The organism is Arachidicoccus rhizosphaerae, from assembly GCF_900107765.1.
GTDB classification, from domain to species: domain Bacteria; phylum Bacteroidota; class Bacteroidia; order Chitinophagales; family Chitinophagaceae; genus Arachidicoccus; species Arachidicoccus rhizosphaerae.
The window spans coordinates 175,258-199,018 of sequence record NZ_FNQY01000004.1 but is presented as its reverse complement, the minus strand read 5'-3'; the positions used below and the strand labels follow the sequence as shown (position 1 = coordinate 199,018).

Below are 23,761 nucleotides of genomic sequence, written 5' to 3'. Positions count from 1 at the left end.
TGCCTTAGCTGATTTAATCACCAAAGTGTAAATTTAAAGTATGAATCAAAAGCGCTACAAAATGAAGATGGGTACAAAAAAACTAAAGCAGGAATGTATCATTCCTGCTTTAGCTATTTGTAGGTCTTCGGTGGCAAAATCCAGCCTGAGTTGTGTCCTGATTTTCGTCATGAGTCTTGGTTATGGACAAAATAAAAAAAATAATGAGGAGGCAAAACCCATACCGCCATTAGAGTGGAATAAATCAGGGGGCTTCATTTACCATGCCGATTCTCTGGGGAATAGAATAGTTGATTTTTCTTATTGTGGATATATGGCTTCAGATGAAGCTATTGCTAAGGCCCTGCCTGTTAAAGTATTGGTTCCTGTTCAAAAGGAGGATGCCACAAGGGTGATTCAGTCGGCGCTGGATTATGTTGGCGGACTACCTGCGGACAGTGCAGGCTTCAGAGGAGTCGTATTGCTGGCACCTGGCACCTATCATGTAAATGGCACCATTGAGATTAATAAATCCGGTGTGGTGCTCAGGGGTTCGGGGCCGCAGGCAGATGGAACGGTTATCGTAGCAGAGGGAACCACCAGGGCCCCGCTGATTAAGGTTCTGGGGAAAAAAGACAGTATTGTGGCCCCGGCAGTGCACATTTTGGATCCTTATGTACCTGTTAATAGTGCTTTTCTGACCCTTCCGGATCCTGCAGCCTTTAAAAAAGGAGACCTGGTTGTCATCCACAGACCCTGCACGGATGCATGGATAGAAAAGTTAGGCACTTCCAGTTTCGGGGGTGGTGTCTCTGCCCTGGGCTGGAAGGCGGGGGCTGAAGATATTTTCTGGAGCCGAAGGGTAAAAAGTGTGACCAGTAAAGGGGTAGAGCTGGATGCACCCATAACTACAGCCCTGGATAAAAAATATGGGGGTGCCACGATAGCCACCTTCAAATGGCCTGGAAGGATAAGCCGGGTGGGTGTTGAGAACCTCCGGTTAGAATCTGCATTTGACCATAGCCAACCTAAAGATGAAGACCACAGATGGATGGCCATCGTTGTAAATAATGCAGCAGATGGATGGGTCAGAAGGGTTGACTTTAAGTATTTTGCCGGTTCTGCCGTCAGCCTTCTGGAAGGTGCACAGCGTTTTACGGTAGAGGACTGTATCGCCACCGATCCTGTTTCTGAAGTCGGGGGGCAAAGGCGGTATGTATTCAGTACTACCGGACAGCAGAACTTATTTCAGCGTTTATATAGCGAAAAGGGCTACCATGATTTCTCTGTAGGCTACTGCGCTGCAGGACCGAATGCTTTTGTACAGTGTCAGGCAGAACAGTCTCTGAGTTATAGCGGTCCGGTAAATTCCTGGGCATCGGGTGTGCTTTTTGACATTGTTCGCCTGGACGGTCAGACCATAAAATTTGCCAATTTGGGTCAGGATGAACAAGGGGCGGGATGGAACGCAGCCAATTGCCTGCTTTGGAACTGTTATGCCTCTATGGTAAACGTGGCTAAGCCGCCAACGGCGCAAAACTATGCTTTTGGAACCTGGTCACAATTTGCAGGGGATGGTTATTGGGCGGAATCCAACAACTGGATCACACCCAGAAGCTTTTTTTATGCGCAACTGTCCTCAAGATTAGGAAAACAGGTGGATAATCAGGCCCGACTCAAACCATTTGAGGGAGAAGCCAGCAGTAGCCCTACTGCACAGGCAGCGGCCGCTCTGACAAAGGAAGCTTATCAGGCTGCTACGACCATGAAGGACTGGATTGAAACTGTAGAAAAATCGGATCCGATACCGGTAGCAATAAAAGGTGTAAAAACAATAGAGCAAATCGGTATTCAACCTGCTGCGAAACCGGTCGCCATTACCCCTATGACCCTTCAAAATGGCTGGCTTGCAAGAGGCGGTGTGGTGCTGACAGGAGCCAGACAACAGACACCCTGGTGGTTTGGAACGGTAGAGCGCGATTTTATAAGCAAAGCCAAGCCCGCGATCACGAGGTTTGTCCCCGGCAGGACCGGAACCGGTCTTACCGATAACCTGGATACAGTCACCAGTCAAATGAAAGACAATCATATTTTGGTGATGGAACAAAATTATGGTTTATGGTATGACAGGCGAAGAGACGACCATGAAAGAGTGCGGCGTCAGGATGGCGATGTCTGGCCGCCATTTTATGAACTTCCCTTTGCAAGAAGCGGACAAGGCATTGCCTGGGATGGATTAAGTAAATATGATCTGACAAAATATAATCTTTTTTACTGGTCCAGGTTGAAAAGGTTTGCCGAACTGGCAGATCAAAAAGGTCTGGTATTAATCCATCACAATTATTTTCAGCATAATATTATTGAAGCGGGAGCGCATTATGCAGATTTCCCATGGCGGCCGGTTAATAATATTAATCATACCGGATTCCCCGAGCCTGTAAATTATGCGGCGGATAAAAGGCTTTTTATGGCGGAACAGTTTTATGACGAAACAAATCCGGACAGAAGAAAACTCCATCAGGCTTTTATCGATCAGTGTCTTGAGAATTTTAAGGAAGAACATAACGTTATACAGTTTATTTGTGAAGAATTTACCGGCCCTACTCATTTTGTCCGGTTCTGGCTGGAAACAATCAGAGACTGGGAAATTAAAAACCATAAAACGGGGGTAAATGCACCTTTTATTGGTTTAAGTACCACAAAGGATGTCCAGGACAGTATATTAAAGGATCCGGATTTAAATAAACTGATTAAAATAATTGATATCAGATACTGGTATTATCAGCAGGACGGATCTGCTTACGCACCTAAAGGAGGCCAAAGCCTGGCTCCCAGACAACAGGCGCGGCAGTTTAAGCCCAAAAATACCAATTTTGAACAGGTGTATCGGGCAGTAAGAGAATACAGGGAATTATATCCGGATAAAGCAGTCATGTATTCTGCCAAAAACGCACCTGAACTTGCCTGGGCCAGTTTTATGGCAGGCGGCTCTTTGCCGGATTTACCAACAGGGGTGGCTACTTCATTTTTGACGGCGGCTACCGGGATGCATATTAAAGATCTGACAGCTACTGCCGGGAAAAGCTATGTACTGGGTGATGATAAAGGAAATTTTATTATTTACCTGCCGAAGGCAAGTACTTTAAAAAGTGGAGCTCCAGGCTTTAAAGGGCGTTATAAGGTGGAAAAAATAAATCCTGAGTCAGGAGCTGTGATAGCGGACTTTACCTTAAAAGATGGCGATACCTTACAGGCGGATCAGGGAGATACTGTTTTCCTATTAAAGAAGTAATGGGCCCTCAGGACTAAATATTATTGCTAAAAGAAAAGCTATGAAATTCATGAGCAGCGATGTATCACAAAAGTTATTCAAGCCTAAAATAAAGGGAAAATCCGTTAAGGCAGGACTTGCGACAGCTGCGGTTGCACTGTTATTGGGCGGATGCCAATCCGGAAGCCGTCAAAAGGAATCAAAAAAGGCGCAACAGGAGGATGGGACTGCGTTTCCTATTAAAGTGTCTGATAATCACAGGTATTTTGTGGATCAGTCCGGGAAGCCGTTTTTCTGGCTGGGTGATACCGGCTGGTTAATACTAAGCAAGCTCAGGCAGGGACAGGTAGACAGCTATCTGGAAGACAGGGCAGACAAAGGGTTTAATGTGATTCAGGTGATGGTTATTCATGATCTGGCTGAAGAGAATGCAGACGGCCGGACGGCCTTGATCAATAAGGATCTGAGCAGGCCTGATACGGCTACGGCTCAGGGAGGTCATATACTTAATTATTGGCAGGGCTTGGACTCTCTTGTGGTAAAAGCGGACAGCCGTCATATGTTGGTCGCCTTGGTGCCGGTTTGGGGCTCTGTAGTAAAATCAGGAAAAGTAAGTTCAGACCAGGCAACGTCGTTTGCCCGTTTTTTAGCACACAGATATCATAGCGCTAAAAATGTGATTTGGTTAAACGGGGGGGATATTCCAGGCAGTGATTCTCTAGGTATCTGGCAAGCTATCGGGACAACTATAAAATCAATAAATCCCCAACAGTTAATGAGCTTCCACCCAAGGGGAAGAACACAGTCCTCTACCTGGTTTCAGACGGCTGAATGGTTGGATTTTAATGTATTTCAATCAGGCCACCGCCGTTATGATCAGGATAATGAATCCGGGAGCCTTAGATATGGTGAGGATAATTATAAATACGTATTAGACGATTATCAGAAAAAGCCAATAAAACCAACACTGGATGCGGAGCCGTCTTATGAAGGGATTCCACAGGGATTGCATGACTCCTTACAGCCGAGATGGGATGCCGCATCCATTAGGAGATATGCTTACTGGTCTGTGTTTGCAGGTGCCTGTGGTTTTACTTATGGAGCGAATGCAGTGATGCAGTTTTATGATCCGTCAACAGGTTTGGCAGGGGCGTACGGCGTGACTAAAAGCTGGCAACAGGGGCTTCAGGATACAGCCGCCGGTCAGATGATCTATCTGAAAACCTTAATGTTGAGTAAACCTTATCTAACCAGGGTGCCTGATACGGTCTGCGTGCTGGATCAGGGGGAGAAATATAATTACGTGGCGGCCACAAAGGGGCCCGGATATGCCATGTTTTATACGCCGAACGGCAGAGCATTTAAAGTTGACCTCAGTGAATTACAGTTAAATCATCAAAAGGTTAATATCAGCTGGTTCGATCCGAGGACCGGGGAAATTTCGCCAAAAGAAGCAGTGATTACGGAAAATACTTACGATGCCCGGCCACCGGGACAAAAAGGGCATGGTAATGACTGGGTACTGGTGCTCCAAAAGGCAGGTTGACAATGACTCTTTTTGTTGATTTAAATGGGCTATTCAAAACGGATAAATCGTTTGAATAGCCCATTTTGTGATAATATATGATGATATAATGCAAATTTATGGCAAGTTATTATTTATATATAAATGTACTTTTGATATATAAAGTGACGAACGTTGATTTGTTTTATAATATGCAAGGCGCAAATCATCAGGCCATGAATATATGGGGAGTAGTGCGCTGAGCTTCTGATAATAAGTGCAGCTTTTGAGGGTTTTATGTTTTGGCGATCAATTTATTTAAGTCCGAATTTAATGCAACAGAAAAAATCGATTTTTAAAGCATTGCTGCTTTGTTATAGCAGGCTTTTCTCTGCCCGGTTGGGTGGGGTGCTATGGTTATGCGTGATGAGTATGATACTCACCACCTCCTGCCAACGGCATGCTTTTTTATACACTTCGTTTCACGAACCTGCTAATCAGGGATTAAGACTATTATATAGTCAGGATGGCTACCACTGGGACAGCTTACCGGGTATTTTTTTACAACCTGAAGTGGGTCCGGATAAGATTATGAGAGATCCTTCCATGGTTCAGGGACCGGACGGTGTTTTTCATCTGGTGTGGACCCTGGCCTGGAAGGGGAACCACGGATTTGGCTATGCCAGCTCTAAAGATCTTATACACTGGTCTGAGCAAAAAGTAATTCCTATCATGAGTACACAGCCGCAAACGGTGAATGTCTGGGCGCCTGAACTCTTTTACAGGAAAAAAAATAAGGATTTTTTAGTCGTCTGGGCATCTACCATCCCTTTTAAGTTCGCTAAGGGCATTGAAGATGAAGATAACAACCACAGACTATATTACAGCATAACAAAGGATTTTAAACATTTCAGCAGCCCTGAACTCTATTATGATCCCGGTTACAGCAGTATTGACGCGACGCTGGTGCAAAGAGGCAGTTCAGATTTTGTGCTGGTATTCAAAGATAATACGAGAAATGAAAGGGATATAAAGGTCGCTTTTGGGAAAAGCGCACTGGGTCCTTTTACCAGTTCGTCCAAAGCGTTTACACCTATGTATAGTGAAGGGCCATCTGTACTCAAAACAAAAGACGAATATTTAATTTATTATGACTGGTACAGGCAGGGGCGGTTTGGTGCTGCCAGAACCAGGGATTTTAAGCATTTTGAAGATATAACCAATAAGGTAGTAGTTCCTAAAGGGCATAAACATGGAACAATTCTGCCTGTATCCCGTCGTTTTTTAAATAAACTGAAGGCCAAAAGGCGCTAGTGATGCGTTAAAACGGGAACTGATTTGTGTAATAAGAATTGAACAACAAATAGCACGGATATCATGAATAAAAAAAGCCTCCTTCGGGACTGTCTTATTATCCTTGCCGGATTAACCGGCCTGGCTGCTTCAAAAGCTGAGGCTCAGGATACGGTGCATTATAGTGGTAAGCAACAGGTGAATGTTGATTATCACGATGGACGACTCCCGATGGCAGTTGGTGTTCATAACCAACAGATTTTCAGAGCAAACAGACAACATCCCCAGTTGGCAGAAGGCTATGGCTGGACGTATAACCATCAACCGATGATGGCTTACTGGAATCAGCAGTTTTATGTTGAATATCTGAGCGATAAAGTTGGAGAAAGCGTCCCGCCTGGTCAGACATTATTATTGACCTCCAAAAACGGACAGGACTGGACACAGCCTAAGGTCGTTTTCCCTATTTACCGGATACCAGATGGTACAACCAAGCCGGGGGTGGATGGAGTTGCTAAAAACCTGGATGCGGTCATGCATCAGAGAATGGGCTTTTATGTCACCAAATCAGGCAGGCTTTTTATATTAGGTTTTTATGGAATTGTTCTCCATGCACATGATGATCCAAATGACGGCAAAGGAATCGGAAGGGTAATAAGGGAAATTTATAAAGATGGTAGTTGGGGACCGATATATTTTATTCATTATAATCCCGGATGGACCACTAAAAATACGGCTTATCCTTTTTATACAGAAAGTAAAGACAAGGGCTTTGTTGAGGGATGTAATGAATTAATGGGCAATCCTTTAATGATGATGCAATGGGAGGAAGAGACGGACAGGAATGACAGTCTTATTCCTTTAAAGAAAAATTACAAGGCGTTTAATTTTTATCATTTACCCGATGGGCGCGTTGTCGGCCTGTGGAAATATGCGTTAACTGCCATAAGCAAGGATGATGGGCATAGCTGGCCGGTGTCTGCGCTAAGAGCTCCAGGTTTTGTTAATTCGAATGCGAAGATCTGGGGACAGCGTACCAGCGACGGGAAATATGCAACGGTTTATAATCCATCTGAGTTTAGATGGCCGCTGGCCATCTCCACCAGCAGTGACGGATTAAATTATACCAATTTACTTTTAGTGAATGGAGAAATCGCTCCCATGCGCTACGGAGGAGCCTATAAATCCTATGGCCCACAGTATACCAGAGGAATTATTGAGGGCAATGGACAGGTGCCGGATAAAAATCTCTGGGTGACTTATAGTATGAATAAGGAGGATATCTGGGTGGCGGATATCCCCGTTCCTGTGACCAGCACTGTGAAAAATCAGGCAGATGATGATTTTAATGCATTACCGGATGGCCAGGAACTGAGGTGGTGGAATTATTATAGTCCGCTGATGGCGCCGGTAAGGATAACTAAAATGAAAAATGGTCGGAAGGCTTTAACATTAAAAGATAAAGATCATTTTGATTATGCAAAGGCAACCCGTTTAATACCGCCGGCCAGATCCCTGGTGACTGAAATTAACTTAATGGCTGCTCAGAATAATCTGGGACATCTGGATATTGAGTTCCAGGATAGTGTAGGTACAGCGGCTATTCGTTTAAGTCTTGACAGCCTTGGGTCTTTTTATACAAAAGCCGGATACAGAAATAAAGAAATCATGCATTATGATGCAGATAAACTGTATCATATTGAAGTTAGCTTAAATACCGATAACCGGTTTTATACGGTAAATGTTAACGGACAGGAGAAAATGCGCAATCTGTTCTTTGCACCGGTCCATGAAATCAGCCGGGTTGTATTTAGAACAGGCGGCGTAAGAAGATTTCCGGATGCAGATACGCCGACAGATCCTGTGGATGATTTACCAGACGCCGGTAAAACAGATCCGGAAGCAACTTATTTTATAACCTCATTTAGGACAACAGCTCATTAGAAATGAAAATAAAAGCAAAATATCGGAGGCGGCATCCTTTAGCCAGCATCAGGTTCTGGGGACTGCTGATGCCAGGGATGCTCGGCTGGATCAGCGGCGTTTCTGCGGCTGTCACTGTGCCACAGGTGATTGGTAATAATATGGTACTCCAAAGAGACAAACCAGTGTCCATATGGGGAGAGGCTGCTCCTTTAGAAAAAGTATCCGTGCAGTTTAAAGGACAGTCCTTGCAGACAACTGCTGATGCGAGCGGACATTGGCTGGTGGTGCTTAGTCCTATGAAGGCCAGCGCGACACCTGCTACAATGGAAGTGTCAGGCACTAATAAAATCGTGTTACATAATATCCTGGTGGGAGAAGTCTGGCTGTGTTCCGGTCAGTCCAATATGGAATATACAATGAGGAAAAACAGCAAGGTAGCATCCACATCCCTGCCGGTTGGCTATCAGCATTCCCCGGTAAATGCCATTCAATATGCTCATAATGATGAAATCAGAATATTTTTAGGTTTGAGAAAGTCGCTGGAAAAACCGCATCCTGAGCATGAAGGCTGGTCTGTTGCTGAAGATTCTGCACTTCGATCCTTTTCCGCAGCGGCCTATTTTTTTGCCAGAAAAATAAATAAGGAATTAAAAGTGCCTGTAGGCATGATTGCGAATGCCATTCCTGGCAGTGCAATTGAACCCTGGCTGGCCGGTCAGATTACAGCCATTGAACCATCTAGTGATCAGTTGTATTTTGATTACAGCAATCCGGGTAAATTTTATCCATCGCTGGTTCAGCCTTTAGCACCTTTTACACTTAGAGGTTTTTTATGGTACCAGGGCGAAACGAATTGTTTTATGAATGACAGCTTGCAATATGCCTACAAAATGCAGGCTTTGATTCACCAGTGGCGTACGCTTTGGGGAGACCGTTTATTGCCTTTTTATTATGTACAAATTGCTCCTTTCTATTACAGTAAGAATAAAGGAGACTATGCGCTGGATACATTCAGTTTACCTAAATTTTGGGAGGCGCAGTCTTTATGCTTACAGATACCCAATACGGGCATGGCGGTAACTACAGATTTACCCGATAATTTAAATAATATTCATCCGCCAGGAAAATGGGCAGTTGGGGACAGGCTGGCAGACATAGCGCTGGCTAAGACCTATGGTCAAAAAAGATCGTTCAGCGGCCCCAGCTTTAAATATGCAAAGACTGTTGGAAATAAATTACTGCTGTATTTTGATCATGCGGAAGGCGGACTCAAATCCAGCAATGGAAAGCCGCTGGATTATTTTGAACTGGCTGCCAGAGACGGAAAATATTACCCGGCCAACGCTAAAGTAATAGGTGATCATATTGAACTGTCCAGTAAAGAGGTGGCAGATCCTGTTAACGCCCGGTTTGCCTGGATAGAATCTGCGCAACCTGATTTTGTGAATCAGGCGGGGTTGCCGGCTGTACCGTTCAGGACGGATAGTCCCTATAAAAACATTAAATTAAATTAGGCTATCCGTAAATTCTTGGATAGAATATTGAACTAAAGGAATGAAAAGAAATGTAATTAAAAACACGGTATTGGCTGGTTTGCTCTTTTTAGCAGGACTGTCTTTTACCCATGTCTGTGCCCAGGAAAATACCCAGACGCAGGTAGTCATGCTATCAGGAACCGGTAGTGATCAAAGCGTGCCATGGGCGTTTTATTGTACGGCTGGTAACAACAGTGGGAAATGGACAACGATTCCTGTTCCATCCAACTGGGAATTGCAGGGCTTTGGCGGGTATAATTACGGGCTGGATAAAGATAGCCTTAGACTCAATGAAAAAGGGATTTACAGGCATTCTTTTAATGTGCCGAAGAGTTGGCAGGGAAAAGTAGTGCGCATTGTTTTTGATGGCGTAATGACAGATGCTGATGTGAAAATAAACGGCAAATCTGCAGGACCTGTTCATCAAGGTGCTTTCTACACATTTAAATATGATATTTCAAGGCTGCTGCATTTTGGGAAGGAGAATCAGCTGGAAGTGATTGTTTCAAAAAATTCCAGTAATACTTCGGTTAACAAAGCAGAAAGAAAAGGAGATTTTTGGATTTTTGGAGGTATTTTCAGACCTGTCTATCTGGAAGTTTTGCCTGATATTTATATTAACCGCGTATCTGTTGATGCAAAGGGCAGCGGAGACTTGAACGGCCTGTTACATATTAATCTGCCTGAAAAAAGTAAGACTGATTTTAATAAAGGATTGACGGTAACGGCCCAGCTTTTGGATGAAAAAGATGGTAAAATCGGAACCCTTTTAAAGGGCGACCCCACGGGTCAGGATAACCGCCCGCTGGAGGTCATTGATTCGCTGAAATTAAAGCAGCACCAACTGGTTTTTCTAATTCACGGCCACTATGGTAAAACAGAAATAAAACCCTGGACTCCTGAAACACCGCAGCTCTATAGACTGCGGGTTCAACTGCTAAGGGATGGAAAACTGATTCATGAAGTTGTAAAGAAAATCGGATTCAGAACGGTGGAAGTGAGGCCAAGGGACGGAATATATGTTAACGGCGTAAAAATTAAATTCAAAGGGGTCAATCACCATAGTTTTTGGCCTTCCACAGGCAGAACGATGTCCAAAACGTTAAGTATAAAGGATGTATTGATGCTGAAGGATATGAATATGAACGCGGTTCGCATGTCTCATTACCCGCCGGATGCTCATTTTCTGGATGCATGCGATTCATTGGGTTTATTTGTTTTAGACGAGCTGACAGGATGGCATCAGCATTATGATACACAGGTAGGATCAAAGTTAGTTGGTGAAATGATGGTGAAGGATGAGAATCATCCAAGTATCGTTATGTGGGATAATGGCAATGAAGGGGGGTTTAATTTTGATCTGGATCATCTCTTTGATCAATATGATATCCAAAAAAGACCGCTTATTCATCCCTGGGCTGTCTTTGGTCATATGGATACCCAGCATTATATTAATTATGACTATGGCAATGGAACTCATCTGCATGGTCATGAAATTACTTTCCCTACTGAATTCTTACATGGCCTTTATGACGGCGGGCTGGGTGCCGGGCTGGGTGATTATTGGCGGGAGATGTGGTCTAACCCGCTGTCGGCAGGAGGGTTTTTGTGGGTCTTCGCCGATGAGGCAGTCGTGAGAACGGATAAAAATGGCATCCTGGATGCTGATGGAGATCACGGTCCTGATGGTATTGTCGGGCCATATCATGAAAAAGAAGGGAGTTATTTTGCGATTAAGGATATCTGGTCGCCCGTATTTATTGAACATAGGGAAATTACACCAGGTTTTGACGGGATATTCAGGGTAGAAAACCGGTATGATTTTACTAATTTAAATACACTTACTTATCAGTGGAAATTAATGCAGGGAGCTCTTCCTGTAGTCAATGCTCATGCGAAAGGTTTTAATCAATTATCTCCCGGTTATAATGCCCTGCTGTCTGGTTCCGTTGTATTAGACAGTGGTTTCGTACCTGAAAATAAATTGCCCGACGTACAGCCCCATGAATGGGGTGCGCTTTCCATTGATTTGCCCCGTGATTTTGAAAAGGCAGATTACTTGTCTTTGGTAGTGAGAGATGCGAAGGGGGAGATTATTGTGGCTAAGACCTATGCAATACGCAGTCCATTGCAAAAAGCGGCTGCAACTGTGCAGAAACTGCATCTTACCCGGCAAAAAAATCAGGTACAATGGCTTATTGACAAGCAACCTGATTTTTATGACATCTCAGACGGTAAGGATGGTGACTTCAGTTACCGGTTTGATAGGGCTACCGGTGTTTTGACAAAAGTCGTAAAAGAAGGAAAGGAGATTCCCTTTAATAACGGTCCTGTTTTATGTGATGGATCGGCGCAGCTAAAAAGCTTTGATATTTCTGAATATAAAGATTCGGTCGTCCTTACATCCAGTTTTGAGAGAAAAAGTGATATTCAGAAACTTACCTGGACTGTTTATCCGGACGGGGTATTGAAATTAGACTGCGGATATTTCCCGCATCAGTATGATTATGATTTTATGGGGCTTAGCTTTAACTTTCCTGAAAATCTGGTGACAGGTGTAAAAAGAATGGGTGCAGGGCCTTACAGGGTCTGGAAAAACAGGATGGAAGGAGTGCAGCTGGGGACTTGGGAAAATCGTTATAATAATACCATTACCGGTGAGAATGTTCCGAAAATGATTTATCCTGAGTTTAAAGGATATTTTGCCAACCTGTATTGGATGCAGTTACAGACTAAACTAGTGCCTATTACCGTAATATGCAGTTCAGAAGATGTTTTTGTTAGACTGTATACGCCTGATTCTGCCAACAAACCTTATAATACGGCACCCAGATTCCCTGGTGGTGATATTTCCTTTATGCATGCCATTAACCCGATCGGAACAAAATCTCAGGTAGCTGAAAATATGGGTCCTTCCGGCAGAAAAAATATGTATTATGATTATGGGAAATCTATGGATTATGCCAAACCTTTAGTGCTGTATTTCATCTTTGGCGATAAGTCTGATAAATAATTAAAAATTGATTGTTACTATCACATATAAACAAAATATTAAAAAGATCGGACTTGATGAAGCGTGCCTGAGGAGCGTTCATGCTCTATGGGCATCTGTTGCACGTCGGTTATTTTTATTCGCCGTCATGCTTATGGTGGTTATGGTCTCAATAGCTGGTAACCGTTTATACGGAGCCGATGTCATTGCAGAGAACCTGAGTTGTGCAGGCATTACCGCACCCAATAATCTGGATATGAAAACACCGGAATTAAGCTGGCAGATCACCGTGGGGGCAGGTATTAAAAACGTGCTGCAGACAGCCTATCAGATTCAGGTCGCCAGCGATTCGGCGATGCTAGTGACAGGCGCAGCTGACCTATGGGATAGCAAAAAGATGATCAGTGACCAGCAATTGAATGTAGTCTATGGAGGCAGCCTGCTGCAGAGTTTTCAGAAGGTTTACTGGCGGGTCAGGGTCTGGACAAACAAGGGCGGCTCTCCATGGAGCAAAATCAGTAACTGGCGCATGGGAATGTTGCGTATTTCTGATAGGAAAGCAGAATGGATCGGTTATGATCATCCGTTCGAAGGGGATACGATCATGAAATTTCCCAGGCTTTGCTCCAGATATCTGAGGCGGGGATTTACTACTGATAAAAAAGTGAAGTCCGCCATTGCCTACATCAGTGGATTAGGCCTTTATGAACTGCATATTAACGGGCGGAAAGCAGGGGGCGGGGTATTAGCACCTGCACCCACGGATTATACAAAAACTGTACTCTATAATGCGATTGATGTAACGGATCTGCTTCGGGCTGGTGAAAATGCGGTTGGCGTTATATTAGGTAATGGACGCTTTTTTGCGATGCGACAAAATTACAAAATCTGGAAGTGGCGGACCTTTGGTTTTCCAAAACTTTATTTTCAATTACGCATTGAATATGAGGATGGTAGTATCAAAAATGTTGTTTCAGACAGGCACTGGGATATCTCCGGAAAAGGGCCCATTCGCAATAATAACGAATATGACGGGGAGGTTTATGACGCGAGAATGGAACTGGCAGGCTGGGATAGTCCGGGGTATACCTGTCCTCATAACCTATGGCAACCCGTTGAATGGGTGGATGCACCTTCGGGGGTATGGAAGGCGCAGCTGAATCCGCCCATGAAAATTATGCAGCGTCTGAAGCCCCAAAGAGTACTGCCTGCTGCTGATGGAGGCTTTATTCTGGATATGGGGCAGAATTTTGCGGGCTGGCTGGAGATGGCCTTAAATGGTAATGGTCACAGAGGCGATACGGTTCAAATGACGTTCGCGGAGAGTCTGGTTAAATCAGGGGATAGTTATCAATTGTACAGGGCCAACCTTCGCGATGCAAAATCAACGGACTATTATGTAATTAAAGGGGAAGAAAAGGAAACCTGGCATCCTGTTTTTACCTATCATGGATTTAGGTATGTAAAAATAAATGGTTATCCGGCTAATCCGAGCCTGCGCCCTACCCTTAAGGAGGTGACAGACGTGTTTACGGGTGATGTGATTTACGATGATCTTTTGCAAAATGGCCAGTTTACCTGTTCAGACAGTACCATTAATCAGATTTACCAAAATGCAGTCTGGGGTATACAATCAAATTATAAGGGTATGCCGGTGGATTGTCCTCAGCGTAATGAACGCCAGCCATGGCTGGGTGATCGTACCACGGGTGCATATGGGGAAAGTTTTGCATTTAATAACCAACTCCTTTATGATAAATGGTTAGGTGATATCAAAGATGCACAGCTGGTGACAGGAAGTATTCCGGATGTAGCACCAAATTTCTGGATGTATTATAAGGATGATGTTGCCTGGCCTTCCACATTTTTAACCGTCGGAGAAATGTTATTTCATCAATACGGAGATTCTGCCATCATTCAGAAGTGCTATGCTTCCATGAAATTATGGATTGAATATATGCGGAAAAAATACCTTAAGGATGATTTAATAGATAAAGATAGTTATGGGGATTGGTGTGTACCTCCTGATTCTTTAAAAGTCATTCACAGTACGAACCCTTCTAAAATAACGGATGGCGCTTTAATCGCAACGGCAACCTTTTATCATGATCTGCAACTGATGACCCGCTTTGCTGTGATAGCCAGGCAACCGGGGGATACTTCGGATTATCAGAAGGCAGCCAGGCAAATAAAGTCGGCTTTTCAAAAGAAGTATTTTAATCATAGTGCCGGCTATTACGGTAATAATACGGTTACGGCGAATCTTCTGCCCCTGGCATTCGGACTTGTTGATTCGTTGGATGAATTAAAAATTTTTAATCATATCATTCAAAAGACCAAAGAGGACTATAATAATCACATCAGTTCAGGCGTAATTGGTATTCAATGGTTTTTAAGGATGTTGAGCCGGTATGGCCGTAATGATCTGGCAGTCCGTATTGCAGCAGACAGAACTTATCCGGGATGGGGATATATGGTAGCCAACGGCGCTACCACTATCTGGGAGCTGTGGAATGGCAACACCGCCAATCCCGCCATGAATTCTCAGAATCATGTGATGCTTTTAGGAGATTTACTGATCTGGCTGTATCAGGATCAGGCCGGAATAAAATCTGATAATCATTGGGTGGGATTTAAGAAAATACAATTTGAACCATTTTTTACCGGCCGGTTAGATAGTGTGAGCGCCACTTTTCATTCAGGGTATGGTTGGGTCAAAAGTCATTGGGTGAAAAAAGAAGGTTCATTAAATTGGACCATCCGGATTCCACCGGGGACAACAGCCACTGTTCATATTCCGTCTGGATTGAATAGCGTGTGCTTAGATGGTAAATCTGTGACGAACTTATTAAGTCAGGAAGGGAAACGGCAGATTGAATTGGGTTCAGGTTCTTATATTATATCCGGAAAATTCTTAGTTGATAAATAGATCGTTAATAAAGTGTCCCTTACATATAATAAGCAGGGGGTGCTTAAAAAATGTAATGAATATGAATAAAAAAAATAATTTGTCTTTTACCTGTAAGGGCCTTTTTGCAGCGTTTTTGTTGTTTGGGTTATTAACGCATACAAATACGCTGTATGCCCAGGACGGTCTGGATCAGGAAGATGTACAGAAGATTCACCAAAAGGCTGCCAAATGGGTAGATGCCATCCATCTAACGGAGCAACATACAATAGATAAAGTGACAGGTTTTGTCATTAATCATCTGAGCGCCGTTTATAGCTGGAATAAGACACATGATTTTACGGAGGTGCCTGCCGGGATAAATCCAAGGACAGGTGAAAGGTTAACGGAACTGGACCGGAAAATGATCGTACAGTCATCCATGCCTGAAAATGTTCATCAGGATTTAATGGATAGCCTGAAGCGCTATCTAAATGAACAACAAGTGGAAGAGATACTGGATGGCTATACAGTCGGGAAGGTGGCTTTTACCTTAAAAGGCTATCAGGCCATTGTTCCCGGTTTGACACAGACGGAGACCGCAGTCATTCTCAAGAACTTAAAATTAGCCAGGGAGCAGGCTATTGATTATAAAAGTATGAAGGCCATCTCGGCGATTTTTGAAATTTATAAGACAAAAAATGAGAAATATCTGAACGAAAACGGCCGCAACTGGCATCAGCTATTTAAAAATTATGTCAACAAAGTTCAGGCAGAGAAGGCGGCAAAGCAAAAAAGATAAATGGATTGTAGGTAGAACATAGGTTTGAATAAAATAATTGGTGAAGAAAATAAGTATATAATGACGATTAGAAAATATTTTGGATGGAAGCCCCTGATGATTTACATGGTTGCAGCAACTTCCATGGTTGTAGTGATTTCATGTAGTGCAGCCAGAAAATCAGCAAAATCTGATGATAGCGGAACTGCTTACTGGAAAGCGGGTATTGTTAAAGATGAATTTTTATACGATACAGCCCCTTTTCCTTCCTGTCATTCTGCTACCATTGCCCAGACTCCTGGCGGAATGGTGGCCGCATTTTTTGGTGGTACAAAGGAAAGAAACCCGGATGTTGAAATATATGTTTGCAGACAAGTCGGAGGTAAATGGACCGCTCCCCGGTCTGTAGCCAATGGAATACAAAATGATACTTTACGCTATCCAACCTGGAATCCTGTTTTATATCAGGTGCCTGGCGGGGACTTGCTTTTGTTTTATAAGATTGGTCCCAAACCCTCCGAATGGAAAGGCTGGATGGTTCGTTCCAAAGATAATGGTAAAACCTGGTCGTCTCCTGACGCGCTTCCGGAAGGCTTTTTGGGGCCCATTAAAAATCAGCCTGTTTTATTATCCGATGGCAAAACCCTTCTTTGCCCTTCCAGTACGGAAGACCATGGCTGGCATCTGCATATAGAAAAAACAACCGATTTTGGAAAAACCTGGACCATGACAGGACCTATTGATAACGGACAGTTTCAAGGGGCCATTCAGCCCAGTATACTAGTTCATCCTGATCATCGTATCCAGTTACTTTGCAGAAGTAAAGACAGGGCGATTTTACAATCCTGGTCAACAGACGGTGGCAATACCTGGAGCGCACTCACCAGAACGGAGCTTCCCAATAATAATTCAGGAATTGACGCCGTGACGCTCACTGGCGGGAGATTCGCCTTAGTTTATAATCATGTGATTCCACCTGAAGGTAAGGCCAAGGGCGCCAGAACCCCGTTGAATTTGGCCATTTCAAAAGATGGTATTCACTGGGATGCGGCGGCCATATTAGAAGATTCGCCAATCAGTCAATATTCCTATCCTTCCATTATTCAGTCTTCTGACGGGAAATTGCATGTAGTATATACCTGGCGTAGATTAAAAATCAAACATACGGTAATTGATCCGGCTAAATTACACAGTTTACCTATCCGGGATAGTATCTGGCCGGCAGTGAAAGGATATGTGGCCCCTGTGCCTGAGGGATAATTTTAATAGATTTTACTAAAATTTGAAATATGACTCATTTTCAGATTGAATTAATTCAGAAGCTTTTCAGGGTATCAAAGATGAAAGCAAGCTTACTTGCTATTCTATTGGTGCTCGCAGGTGTCGGTGTTAAAGCACAGCAGCAAAAGCCTTTATATGACAATGTCTTTCAAAATACGGATAGTCTGTATAAGCTGCCCTTAAAAGAAGTGATCCAGCAGATTGAATCAAGATTTAATGTGAAAATAAGATATGCGGCGGATTTAGTTAAAGATAAATGGGTGACCTATGCATTCTGGCGGTTCAGGCCTTCCCTGGATGCGACATTTGAAAATGTGCTGACGCCTTTAGATTTAAAAGTAAATCCGGACGGAGATCATAAATATGAATTGAAACCATTTGAATATTATAGGTGGCCCGTTAAAGAAGGCTGGGCAACGCTCGATGCGATCGCAGGTCAATATCACGATAAACAGAGTTGGGAAGCACGTAAAGATTCCATCCGAACCGAACTCTATGCAGCCGTTGGTTTGTTTCCCATGCCCGCAAGGCCAGATAAACCTGTGATGCTTACCCCGGAAAGGAAATATGCTGATTACCAGGTACAGAATTTCGCCCTTGAAATTTTACCGGGGCTATATTTGAATGGTTCTATTTATCAACCATTGAAAGTAAAAGGCAAAATTGCGGTTATGTTGAGTCCGGATGGGCACTGGACAGATCAGCGATATCGGAAAGATTGTCAGATCAGGTGTGCCACGCTTGCTAAATTAGGCGCAATGGCGATCAGTTATGATTTATTTGCCTGGGGGGAGTCCTTATTGCAGTTTAATGGAGAAGATCATAGAAAAAGTTTATCGATAACGGTCCAGACGTTAGGAGCCATCAGGCTATTGGATTATGTGACATCTCTGAAACAGGTAGATACTTCCAGAATAGGGATTAGCGGTGGCTCCGGGGGCGGGAGTCATACCGTGCTGATAGCGGCGATGGATGCCCGCATTAAACTGAGTGCTCCGGTAGTTTCCGTTTCTTCCTATTTTTATGGCGGGTGTCCTTGTGAGAGTGGCAGGGGGATTCATGAGTGTGGCGGTGGGACGGATAATGTGGAATTAGCGGCTATGGCGGCTCCTAATCCTCAGTTATTAATTTCAGATGGCCATGACTGGACACAGCACATGCCAGAGCATGATTTTCCATATCTGCAAAGGGTCTATAGTTATTACGGTGCTGAAAACAACGTGGTCAATGTTCATTTACCCAAGGAATCTCATGATTTCGGACCTTCCAAACGTACCGCACTCTACCGATTTGTAAGCAAATATTTTCATTTGCCAATAGATAGAATACTAAATAAAGAAAACCATATTGATGAATCCTTTGTTCATATTGAACCTAAAGAAGCATTATACACCTTTGGGGATCACGGACAATATTTGCCAAAGGATGCAATAAAAGGCTATGATCAATTAGTTGAAGTCTATAACTCAGCTATGCGGTCTGCACAATCGGACTGGAATAATAAATAAGTATTTGAATAAAAAGAGGGATATGAATAGAGTTGTTACAGATTTATCGCTGCAGCGGGTGACAGGACGTCAACGGTTATGTATAGGTCGTTTGTGCGGGGTGAGTTTTGTGCTATTGCTGCTTTTTTTTAATTTTTGTTACGGGCAGCATGCAGGAAAGTCACCTAAACAATTAGCAAGGGAGCCTTATACGATCTATGTGTCACCACGGGGCAGCGATTCAAATGACGGAACGAAGCTATTGCCTTTAAAAACGATCGGTTTTGCTGTTCGCAAAGCCAGGGATGCGCGTAGGTTAAAGTTGAATGTGACTGCTGATGGTATTGAAAGAGCTGTTCAGATATTGTTGGAAGACGGGGACTATCAACCGGAACAGACGGTTGTCATCAGACCGGAGGATGGTGGAACTTCGCTGGCTCCTACTATAATGGCAGCGCTGCATCCCGGGCATGTTACCATAAGCGGGGGCAGGGAAATAACCGGGTGGCATAAGATTGACAGCAGCGATCCTCTATATGATTTAATGGCTCACAGGGCGTTAGCTGAAGTTTATGTTGCTGCACTGCCAGAAGGCTATGGAGCAGATTTGAATTTCAGACAGCTCTGGGTAGGTGGACATAAGGCTGTCAGGGCTGAGTTACAAAACGGGGGGAGTAAGGGTATTAATATGCAACGGATCTTAAATTGGAACCATAAAGACGAAAGCTGCTGGATTCCCAAACCCGCTGACTTTAATCCTTTGGAGGTGGCAGGTATGGAAATGGTGATTCATCAATGGTGGGCAATTGCCAATCTCAGGATAAAATCTGCCAGGGTCCAGGCTGACAGTGTAGAACTTTATTTTTTGAATCCAGAGTCCCGAATAGAATCTGAACATCCATGGCCGGCGCCCTGGATGTCTGCAAAAACGGGAAATTCAGCTTTTTATTTATCCAATGCTGCCAGCTTCCTGGATACAGCGGGGGAGTGGTATCTGGACAGAGCCAGACAGAAAGTGTATTATATCCCAAGGCCCGGGGAAGATTTATCACGTGATAAGGTAGTATTTCCTTACCTGACCAGTATCATCAGAGTTGAAGGAACAGATATGCAGTCTGTAACAGATTTTCATTTATCAGGGCTTGCCTTTAATTATTCGACCTGGCTACGTCCTTCCCAAAAAGGCCATGTCCCATTGCAGGCGGGAATGTATCTGCTAGAAGCCTATAAACTTAAAAAGCCCGGTACCAGACAGAAAGCAGGACTGGAGAATCAGGCATGGATCGGGCGACCTCCCGGAGCGGTCGAGTTACAGTATACACAGAATGTGGTTATTAAAAATTGCAGGTTTCAGCATATGGCCTCTACGGGTCTTGATTTGTTAGAAGGCACTGCAAAAACGCTGGTAGAAGGAAATCTGTTTAAAGATATCGGTGGTACCGGGATTCAGATCGGGACTTATTCGCCTGAGGGTTTTGAAACGCATTTGCCCTATAAGCCGGCAGATCAGCATGCTGTTTGCCGATTTGATACCATTCGTAATAATCTTGTGACAGATGTAACTAATGAAGACTGGGGCTGCGTTGGGATAAGTGCAGGATATGTTCATGATGAACGCATTGAGCATAATGAAGTTTCAGACGTATCCTATTCCGGTATTTGTGTTGGCTGGGGCTGGACTAAACAGATAAGTGCTTTGTCAAATAATAAGATTGTTGATAATAAGGTGACTCATTATGCTAAAAGGATGTATGATGTGGGCGGTCTTTACACCTTATCTGCTCAACCCGGAACCCTCATTGAAGGGAACTATATAGACTCCATATACAAGGCGCCCTATCCTCATGACCCCGAGCACTGGTTCTATTTCTATCTTGATGAAGGTTCTTCGTTTATTACCATTAAAAATAACTGGTGTCCGGCGTTGAAAGTGATGAAAAATTCAAATGGTCCCGGAAATACATGGGAGAATAATGGTCCTGGTGTACCCGATTCAATTAAAAATAATGCAGGATTGGAAGCCGGGTTTAAGTATTTGCTGAAATGGAAAGTACAGGATAGCGGCTGGCCGATTCAGCCTATACCTAAGATTCATAATGATTAATTATAAAAAAATGGGACAAAAAAAATTAAATATTGGCATTCTGGGACTGGGAGAGGGACGAAGTGCTATGTCCGCAGCTTTAAATAGCCCCTTACTAAATTTGCTATTGGTATGTGATCTGAATGAAGATATGTGCAGAAGACGAGCGGAAGAATTTGGCTTTCACGCGTATACGACAAAGTATGAAGACCTGTTAAACCATGCTGATTTGGATATTATCGCTATCTATACACCGGATCACTTACATGCAAAACATGTGAAGCAGGCCCTGGAAGCCGGCAAGCATGTTATCTGCACAAAGCCATTCATTGATGATTTAGCGGATGCGGCCGGTTTGCTGGAACTTGGACGTAAGACGGGGCTGCGTTGCTTTGTCGGTCAGAGTTCTCGTTTTTTTGAACCGATGCGCAAGCAGCGACAGGATTTTGAAAAGGGCGCAATCGGGGACCTGATCACCATAGAAGCTTACTATCATGCAGATCACAGATGGTTTTTGGAAAAGCCATGGGCACTGGAAAGCTCTTTTAAATGGTTATATGGAGGCTTGAGTCATCCGGTTGATTTTATCAGGTGGTATTTACCTCATCTGGAATCGGTTATGGGGTATGGGATGCTGAGTTCCAATGGAAGGGCTGGTGGATTGCACCATGAAGATACCATGCATTTTATTTTTAAGTCCAAAGATGGCCGGGTCGCCCGGGTTAGCGGTTGTTATACAGGGCCGGTCCAGCCTGTTGTCCGCGACAGTGAAATGAGCTGTATTCTTCGCGGGACAATGGGGTGCAGTCAGGGTGATTATATGGATTTGCGTTACGCTATTACTAATAAGGAGGGAGAGGAAATAGTTCAGACATGGGAGCATAAGCTGAAGCATTATTTCAGGTTTGAAGGCAAAAGTCATCATGCAGGAGAATACCAGAATTATATGGAATATGTGGCGGAAGCTATTTTGTCGGATAAGCCCGCCTATCCGGATATTCGTGAAGGCATCGGAACGGTGGCTGTCTTACAGGCCATGGATATGTCATTGAAAACAGGTCAGCCAGTAATGATTGATCCTTTATTGGAAGGCTTTGGTCTTCCGTCGCTCTGATGCCAGTATTTTAATTGACAAATTCCTGAATATGAACGGTATATATAATTCTTTACAACCAGTCGATTTTTTGATTGTCATTGTGTATCTGGTGATACTCTTTGGCCTGGGCTATTATATCTCTTTTGTAAAGAAAAGAAAGCAGGATGAAAATCTGTTTCTGGCGCAGCATACTTTAGGCTGGTCAAGTATAGGCCTGAATATGTGGGGGACGAATGTCGGCCCTTCCATGCTGATTGCTTCTGCCAGTATCGGGTATTCAACAGGTATTGTCGCAGGGAATTTCGCGTGGTATGCCTTTGTATTTATCGGACTTCTGGCGCTTTTTTTTGCACCCAGATATCTGGGTGCAAAAGTTTCGACCCTGCCGGAATATATGGGACTTCATTTTGGTCCCAAAACCAGAAATATACTGGCCTGGTATACGTTAATTACCATACTTATTTCCTGGCTCTCCTTAGGTCTGTTTGCCGGAGGTATTCTGGTTCAGCAATTGCTGAATATTCCCATGTGGCAATCTGTGCTGGCCATGATATTACTGGCGACATTTTTTGCTGCTTCCGGCGGGTTAAAGGCTATTGCGCTGACCAATATGTTTCAGATGATCTTACTGATTGCGGTCTCCTTGCTGCTTGTTTGGCTTGGAATTCAAAAGATAGGCGGGATAAGCCAGTTGTTTGAGAAGACACCGGGACATTATTGGAACCTACTATTGCCTGCAAAGGATCAGTCCTATCCCTGGCCGGCTATTATTTTAGGATACCCGGTGATGGGAATCTGGTTTTGGTGTACGGAACAGTCTATGGTTCAGTCTGTTCTGGGTGCTAAAAGTCTGGAACAAGGACAATTGGGCGCTAATTTTATTGGTTGGCTTAAAATTCTGGATGTTCCATTGTTTATATTACCCGGAATTTTGTGCTTTATTTTATACCCGCACATGAAAAATCCGGACGAGGCTTATCTGGTGATGGTCACCCAGTTGTTTCCTGCCGGAATGAAAGGGTTAATTATAGTAGTGCTAATTGCTGCTCTTGTTTCTAATATAGGATCTTCCTTAAATTCAGTCAGTACGGTTTTTACGATGGATATCTTTATAAAAAAGTACCAGCCAGCAGCCTCTAATAAAGATATAATTAGAATCGGCCGTTGGGTAACCGTCGCAAGTGCAGCCCTGTCTGTCATCATAGCCCTTGCCATCAATTCGATAAAAGGATTGAACTTATTTGATGTTTTTCAATCGATCCTCGGCTTTTTAGCTCCTCCCATGTCTGTGGTATTCCTATTTGGTATCTTATGGCGCAGAACAACTGCAAGAGCCGTTAATATCGTTCTGACTTACGGCACCGGCTTCAGTGTGCTGGTAGGGGTGCTGTATTTGTGGGTTTTTCCGGCAAAGCAAAATGCCTGGTGGCCGCATTTTTTGTTACTTTCCTTTTATATATTTTTGATTTTATCGATCGTTTTGTTCATCGTTTCCAAAGCCGGTAGTAAGGACGCGCAAACTTTTGAGGGGCAGCCTGCGCTTGATTTTGTTTACAAAAAGCCCGGAGGGAAAGTCATTTTCAGTTGGGTGGCTTTGTCTTTGGTGATGCTGGCCCTGTATTTATATTTTAACGGACATTAAAAGT

General features: G+C 43.7%; 13 protein-coding genes. All 13 read left to right on the top strand.

Annotation, left to right across the window (positions count from 1 at the left end; translation table 11 throughout):
* The first annotated feature begins 40 nt into the window (after positions 1-40).
* The 13 genes from BLU80_RS05450 (at position 41) to BLU80_RS05390 (ending at position 23,757) form a co-directional block, all read left to right on the top strand.
* A complete protein-coding gene (locus BLU80_RS05450) occupies positions 41-3,271 on the top strand; it encodes a DUF6298 domain-containing protein (protein WP_091394654.1) in 3,231 nt (1,076 codons plus the stop codon).
* A gap of 40 nt (positions 3,272-3,311) precedes the next feature.
* The gene (locus tag BLU80_RS05445; protein ID WP_211481754.1) at positions 3,312-4,796 is read left to right on the top strand and encodes a glycoside hydrolase family 140 protein; all 1,485 of its coding nucleotides are present in this window, start codon (positions 3,312-3,314) and stop codon (positions 4,794-4,796) included.
* Between the two features lie 291 nt (positions 4,797-5,087).
* The gene (locus tag BLU80_RS05440; RefSeq protein ID WP_091394648.1) at positions 5,088-6,068 is read left to right on the top strand and encodes a glycoside hydrolase family 43 protein; all 981 of its coding nucleotides are present in this window, start codon (positions 5,088-5,090) and stop codon (positions 6,066-6,068) included.
* A 63-nt stretch (positions 6,069-6,131) separates the two neighbouring features.
* Entirely contained in the window at positions 6,132-7,991 is a 1,860-nt protein-coding gene (locus BLU80_RS05435) for a sialidase/neuraminidase family protein (RefSeq protein ID WP_211481753.1), read from the top strand.
* Positions 7,992-7,993: 2 nt separating this feature from the next.
* The gene (locus BLU80_RS05430) at positions 7,994-9,487 is read left to right on the top strand and encodes a sialate O-acetylesterase (RefSeq protein ID WP_244518754.1); all 1,494 of its coding nucleotides are present in this window, start codon (positions 7,994-7,996) and stop codon (positions 9,485-9,487) included.
* Positions 9,488-9,527: 40 nt separating this feature from the next.
* Positions 9,528-12,521, top strand: a complete 2,994-nt coding sequence (locus tag BLU80_RS05425) for a glycoside hydrolase family 2 protein (RefSeq protein ID WP_091394645.1) — start codon at positions 9,528-9,530, stop codon at positions 12,519-12,521.
* A gap of 127 nt (positions 12,522-12,648) precedes the next feature.
* A complete protein-coding gene (locus BLU80_RS05420; protein ID WP_091394641.1) occupies positions 12,649-15,429 on the top strand; it encodes an alpha-L-rhamnosidase in 2,781 nt (926 codons plus the stop codon).
* 61 nt (positions 15,430-15,490) lie between these two features.
* On the top strand, positions 15,491-16,189 hold the full coding sequence (locus tag BLU80_RS05415) for a DUF3826 domain-containing protein (protein ID WP_091394637.1): 699 nt from the start codon (positions 15,491-15,493) through the stop codon (positions 16,187-16,189).
* Between the two features lie 60 nt (positions 16,190-16,249).
* Entirely contained in the window at positions 16,250-17,428 is a 1,179-nt protein-coding gene (locus BLU80_RS05410; RefSeq protein WP_244518753.1) for a sialidase family protein, read from the top strand.
* A 29-nt stretch (positions 17,429-17,457) separates the two neighbouring features.
* Positions 17,458-18,957, top strand: coding sequence for a DUF4974 domain-containing protein (locus BLU80_RS05405; RefSeq protein ID WP_244518752.1), 1,500 nt, complete (start codon positions 17,458-17,460; stop codon positions 18,955-18,957).
* A gap of 22 nt (positions 18,958-18,979) precedes the next feature.
* Complete coding sequence (locus BLU80_RS05400) at positions 18,980-21,040, top strand: right-handed parallel beta-helix repeat-containing protein (protein WP_091394634.1); 2,061 nt, start codon at positions 18,980-18,982, stop codon at positions 21,038-21,040.
* 10 nt (positions 21,041-21,050) lie between these two features.
* A complete protein-coding gene (locus BLU80_RS05395; RefSeq protein ID WP_091394778.1) occupies positions 21,051-22,133 on the top strand; it encodes a Gfo/Idh/MocA family protein in 1,083 nt (360 codons plus the stop codon).
* A 31-nt stretch (positions 22,134-22,164) separates the two neighbouring features.
* Positions 22,165-23,757: a sodium:solute symporter family transporter gene (locus tag BLU80_RS05390; RefSeq protein WP_091394631.1), complete on the top strand. Its 1,593-nt coding sequence runs from the start codon at positions 22,165-22,167 to the stop codon at positions 23,755-23,757.
* Positions 23,758-23,761 lie beyond the last annotated feature (4 nt).

What these genes read in the sequence shown, in the direction of transcription:
- BLU80_RS05415 (WP_091394637.1), top strand. Translation starts at nt 15,491, where the DNA reads ATGAATAAAAAAAATAATTTGTCTTTTACCTGTAAGGGCCTTTTTGCA.
- BLU80_RS05425 (WP_091394645.1), top strand. Translation starts at nt 9,528, where the DNA reads ATGAAAAGAAATGTAATTAAAAACACGGTATTGGCTGGTTTGCTCTTT.
- BLU80_RS05390 (WP_091394631.1), top strand. Translation starts at nt 22,165, where the DNA reads ATGAACGGTATATATAATTCTTTACAACCAGTCGATTTTTTGATTGTC.
- BLU80_RS05445 (WP_211481754.1), top strand. Translation starts at nt 3,312, where the DNA reads ATGAAATTCATGAGCAGCGATGTATCACAAAAGTTATTCAAGCCTAAA.
- BLU80_RS05430 (WP_244518754.1), top strand. Translation starts at nt 7,994, where the DNA reads ATGAAAATAAAAGCAAAATATCGGAGGCGGCATCCTTTAGCCAGCATC.
- BLU80_RS05435 (WP_211481753.1), top strand. Translation starts at nt 6,132, where the DNA reads ATGAATAAAAAAAGCCTCCTTCGGGACTGTCTTATTATCCTTGCCGGA.
- BLU80_RS05450 (WP_091394654.1), top strand. Translation starts at nt 41, where the DNA reads ATGAATCAAAAGCGCTACAAAATGAAGATGGGTACAAAAAAACTAAAG.
- BLU80_RS05400 (WP_091394634.1), top strand. Translation starts at nt 18,980, where the DNA reads ATGAATAGAGTTGTTACAGATTTATCGCTGCAGCGGGTGACAGGACGT.
- BLU80_RS05420 (WP_091394641.1), top strand. Translation starts at nt 12,649, where the DNA reads ATGCTTATGGTGGTTATGGTCTCAATAGCTGGTAACCGTTTATACGGA.
- BLU80_RS05410 (WP_244518753.1), top strand. Translation starts at nt 16,250, where the DNA reads ATGACGATTAGAAAATATTTTGGATGGAAGCCCCTGATGATTTACATG.
- BLU80_RS05405 (WP_244518752.1), top strand. Translation starts at nt 17,458, where the DNA reads ATGACTCATTTTCAGATTGAATTAATTCAGAAGCTTTTCAGGGTATCA.
- BLU80_RS05395 (WP_091394778.1), top strand. Translation starts at nt 21,051, where the DNA reads ATGGGACAAAAAAAATTAAATATTGGCATTCTGGGACTGGGAGAGGGA.
- BLU80_RS05440 (WP_091394648.1), top strand. Translation starts at nt 5,088, where the DNA reads ATGCAACAGAAAAAATCGATTTTTAAAGCATTGCTGCTTTGTTATAGC.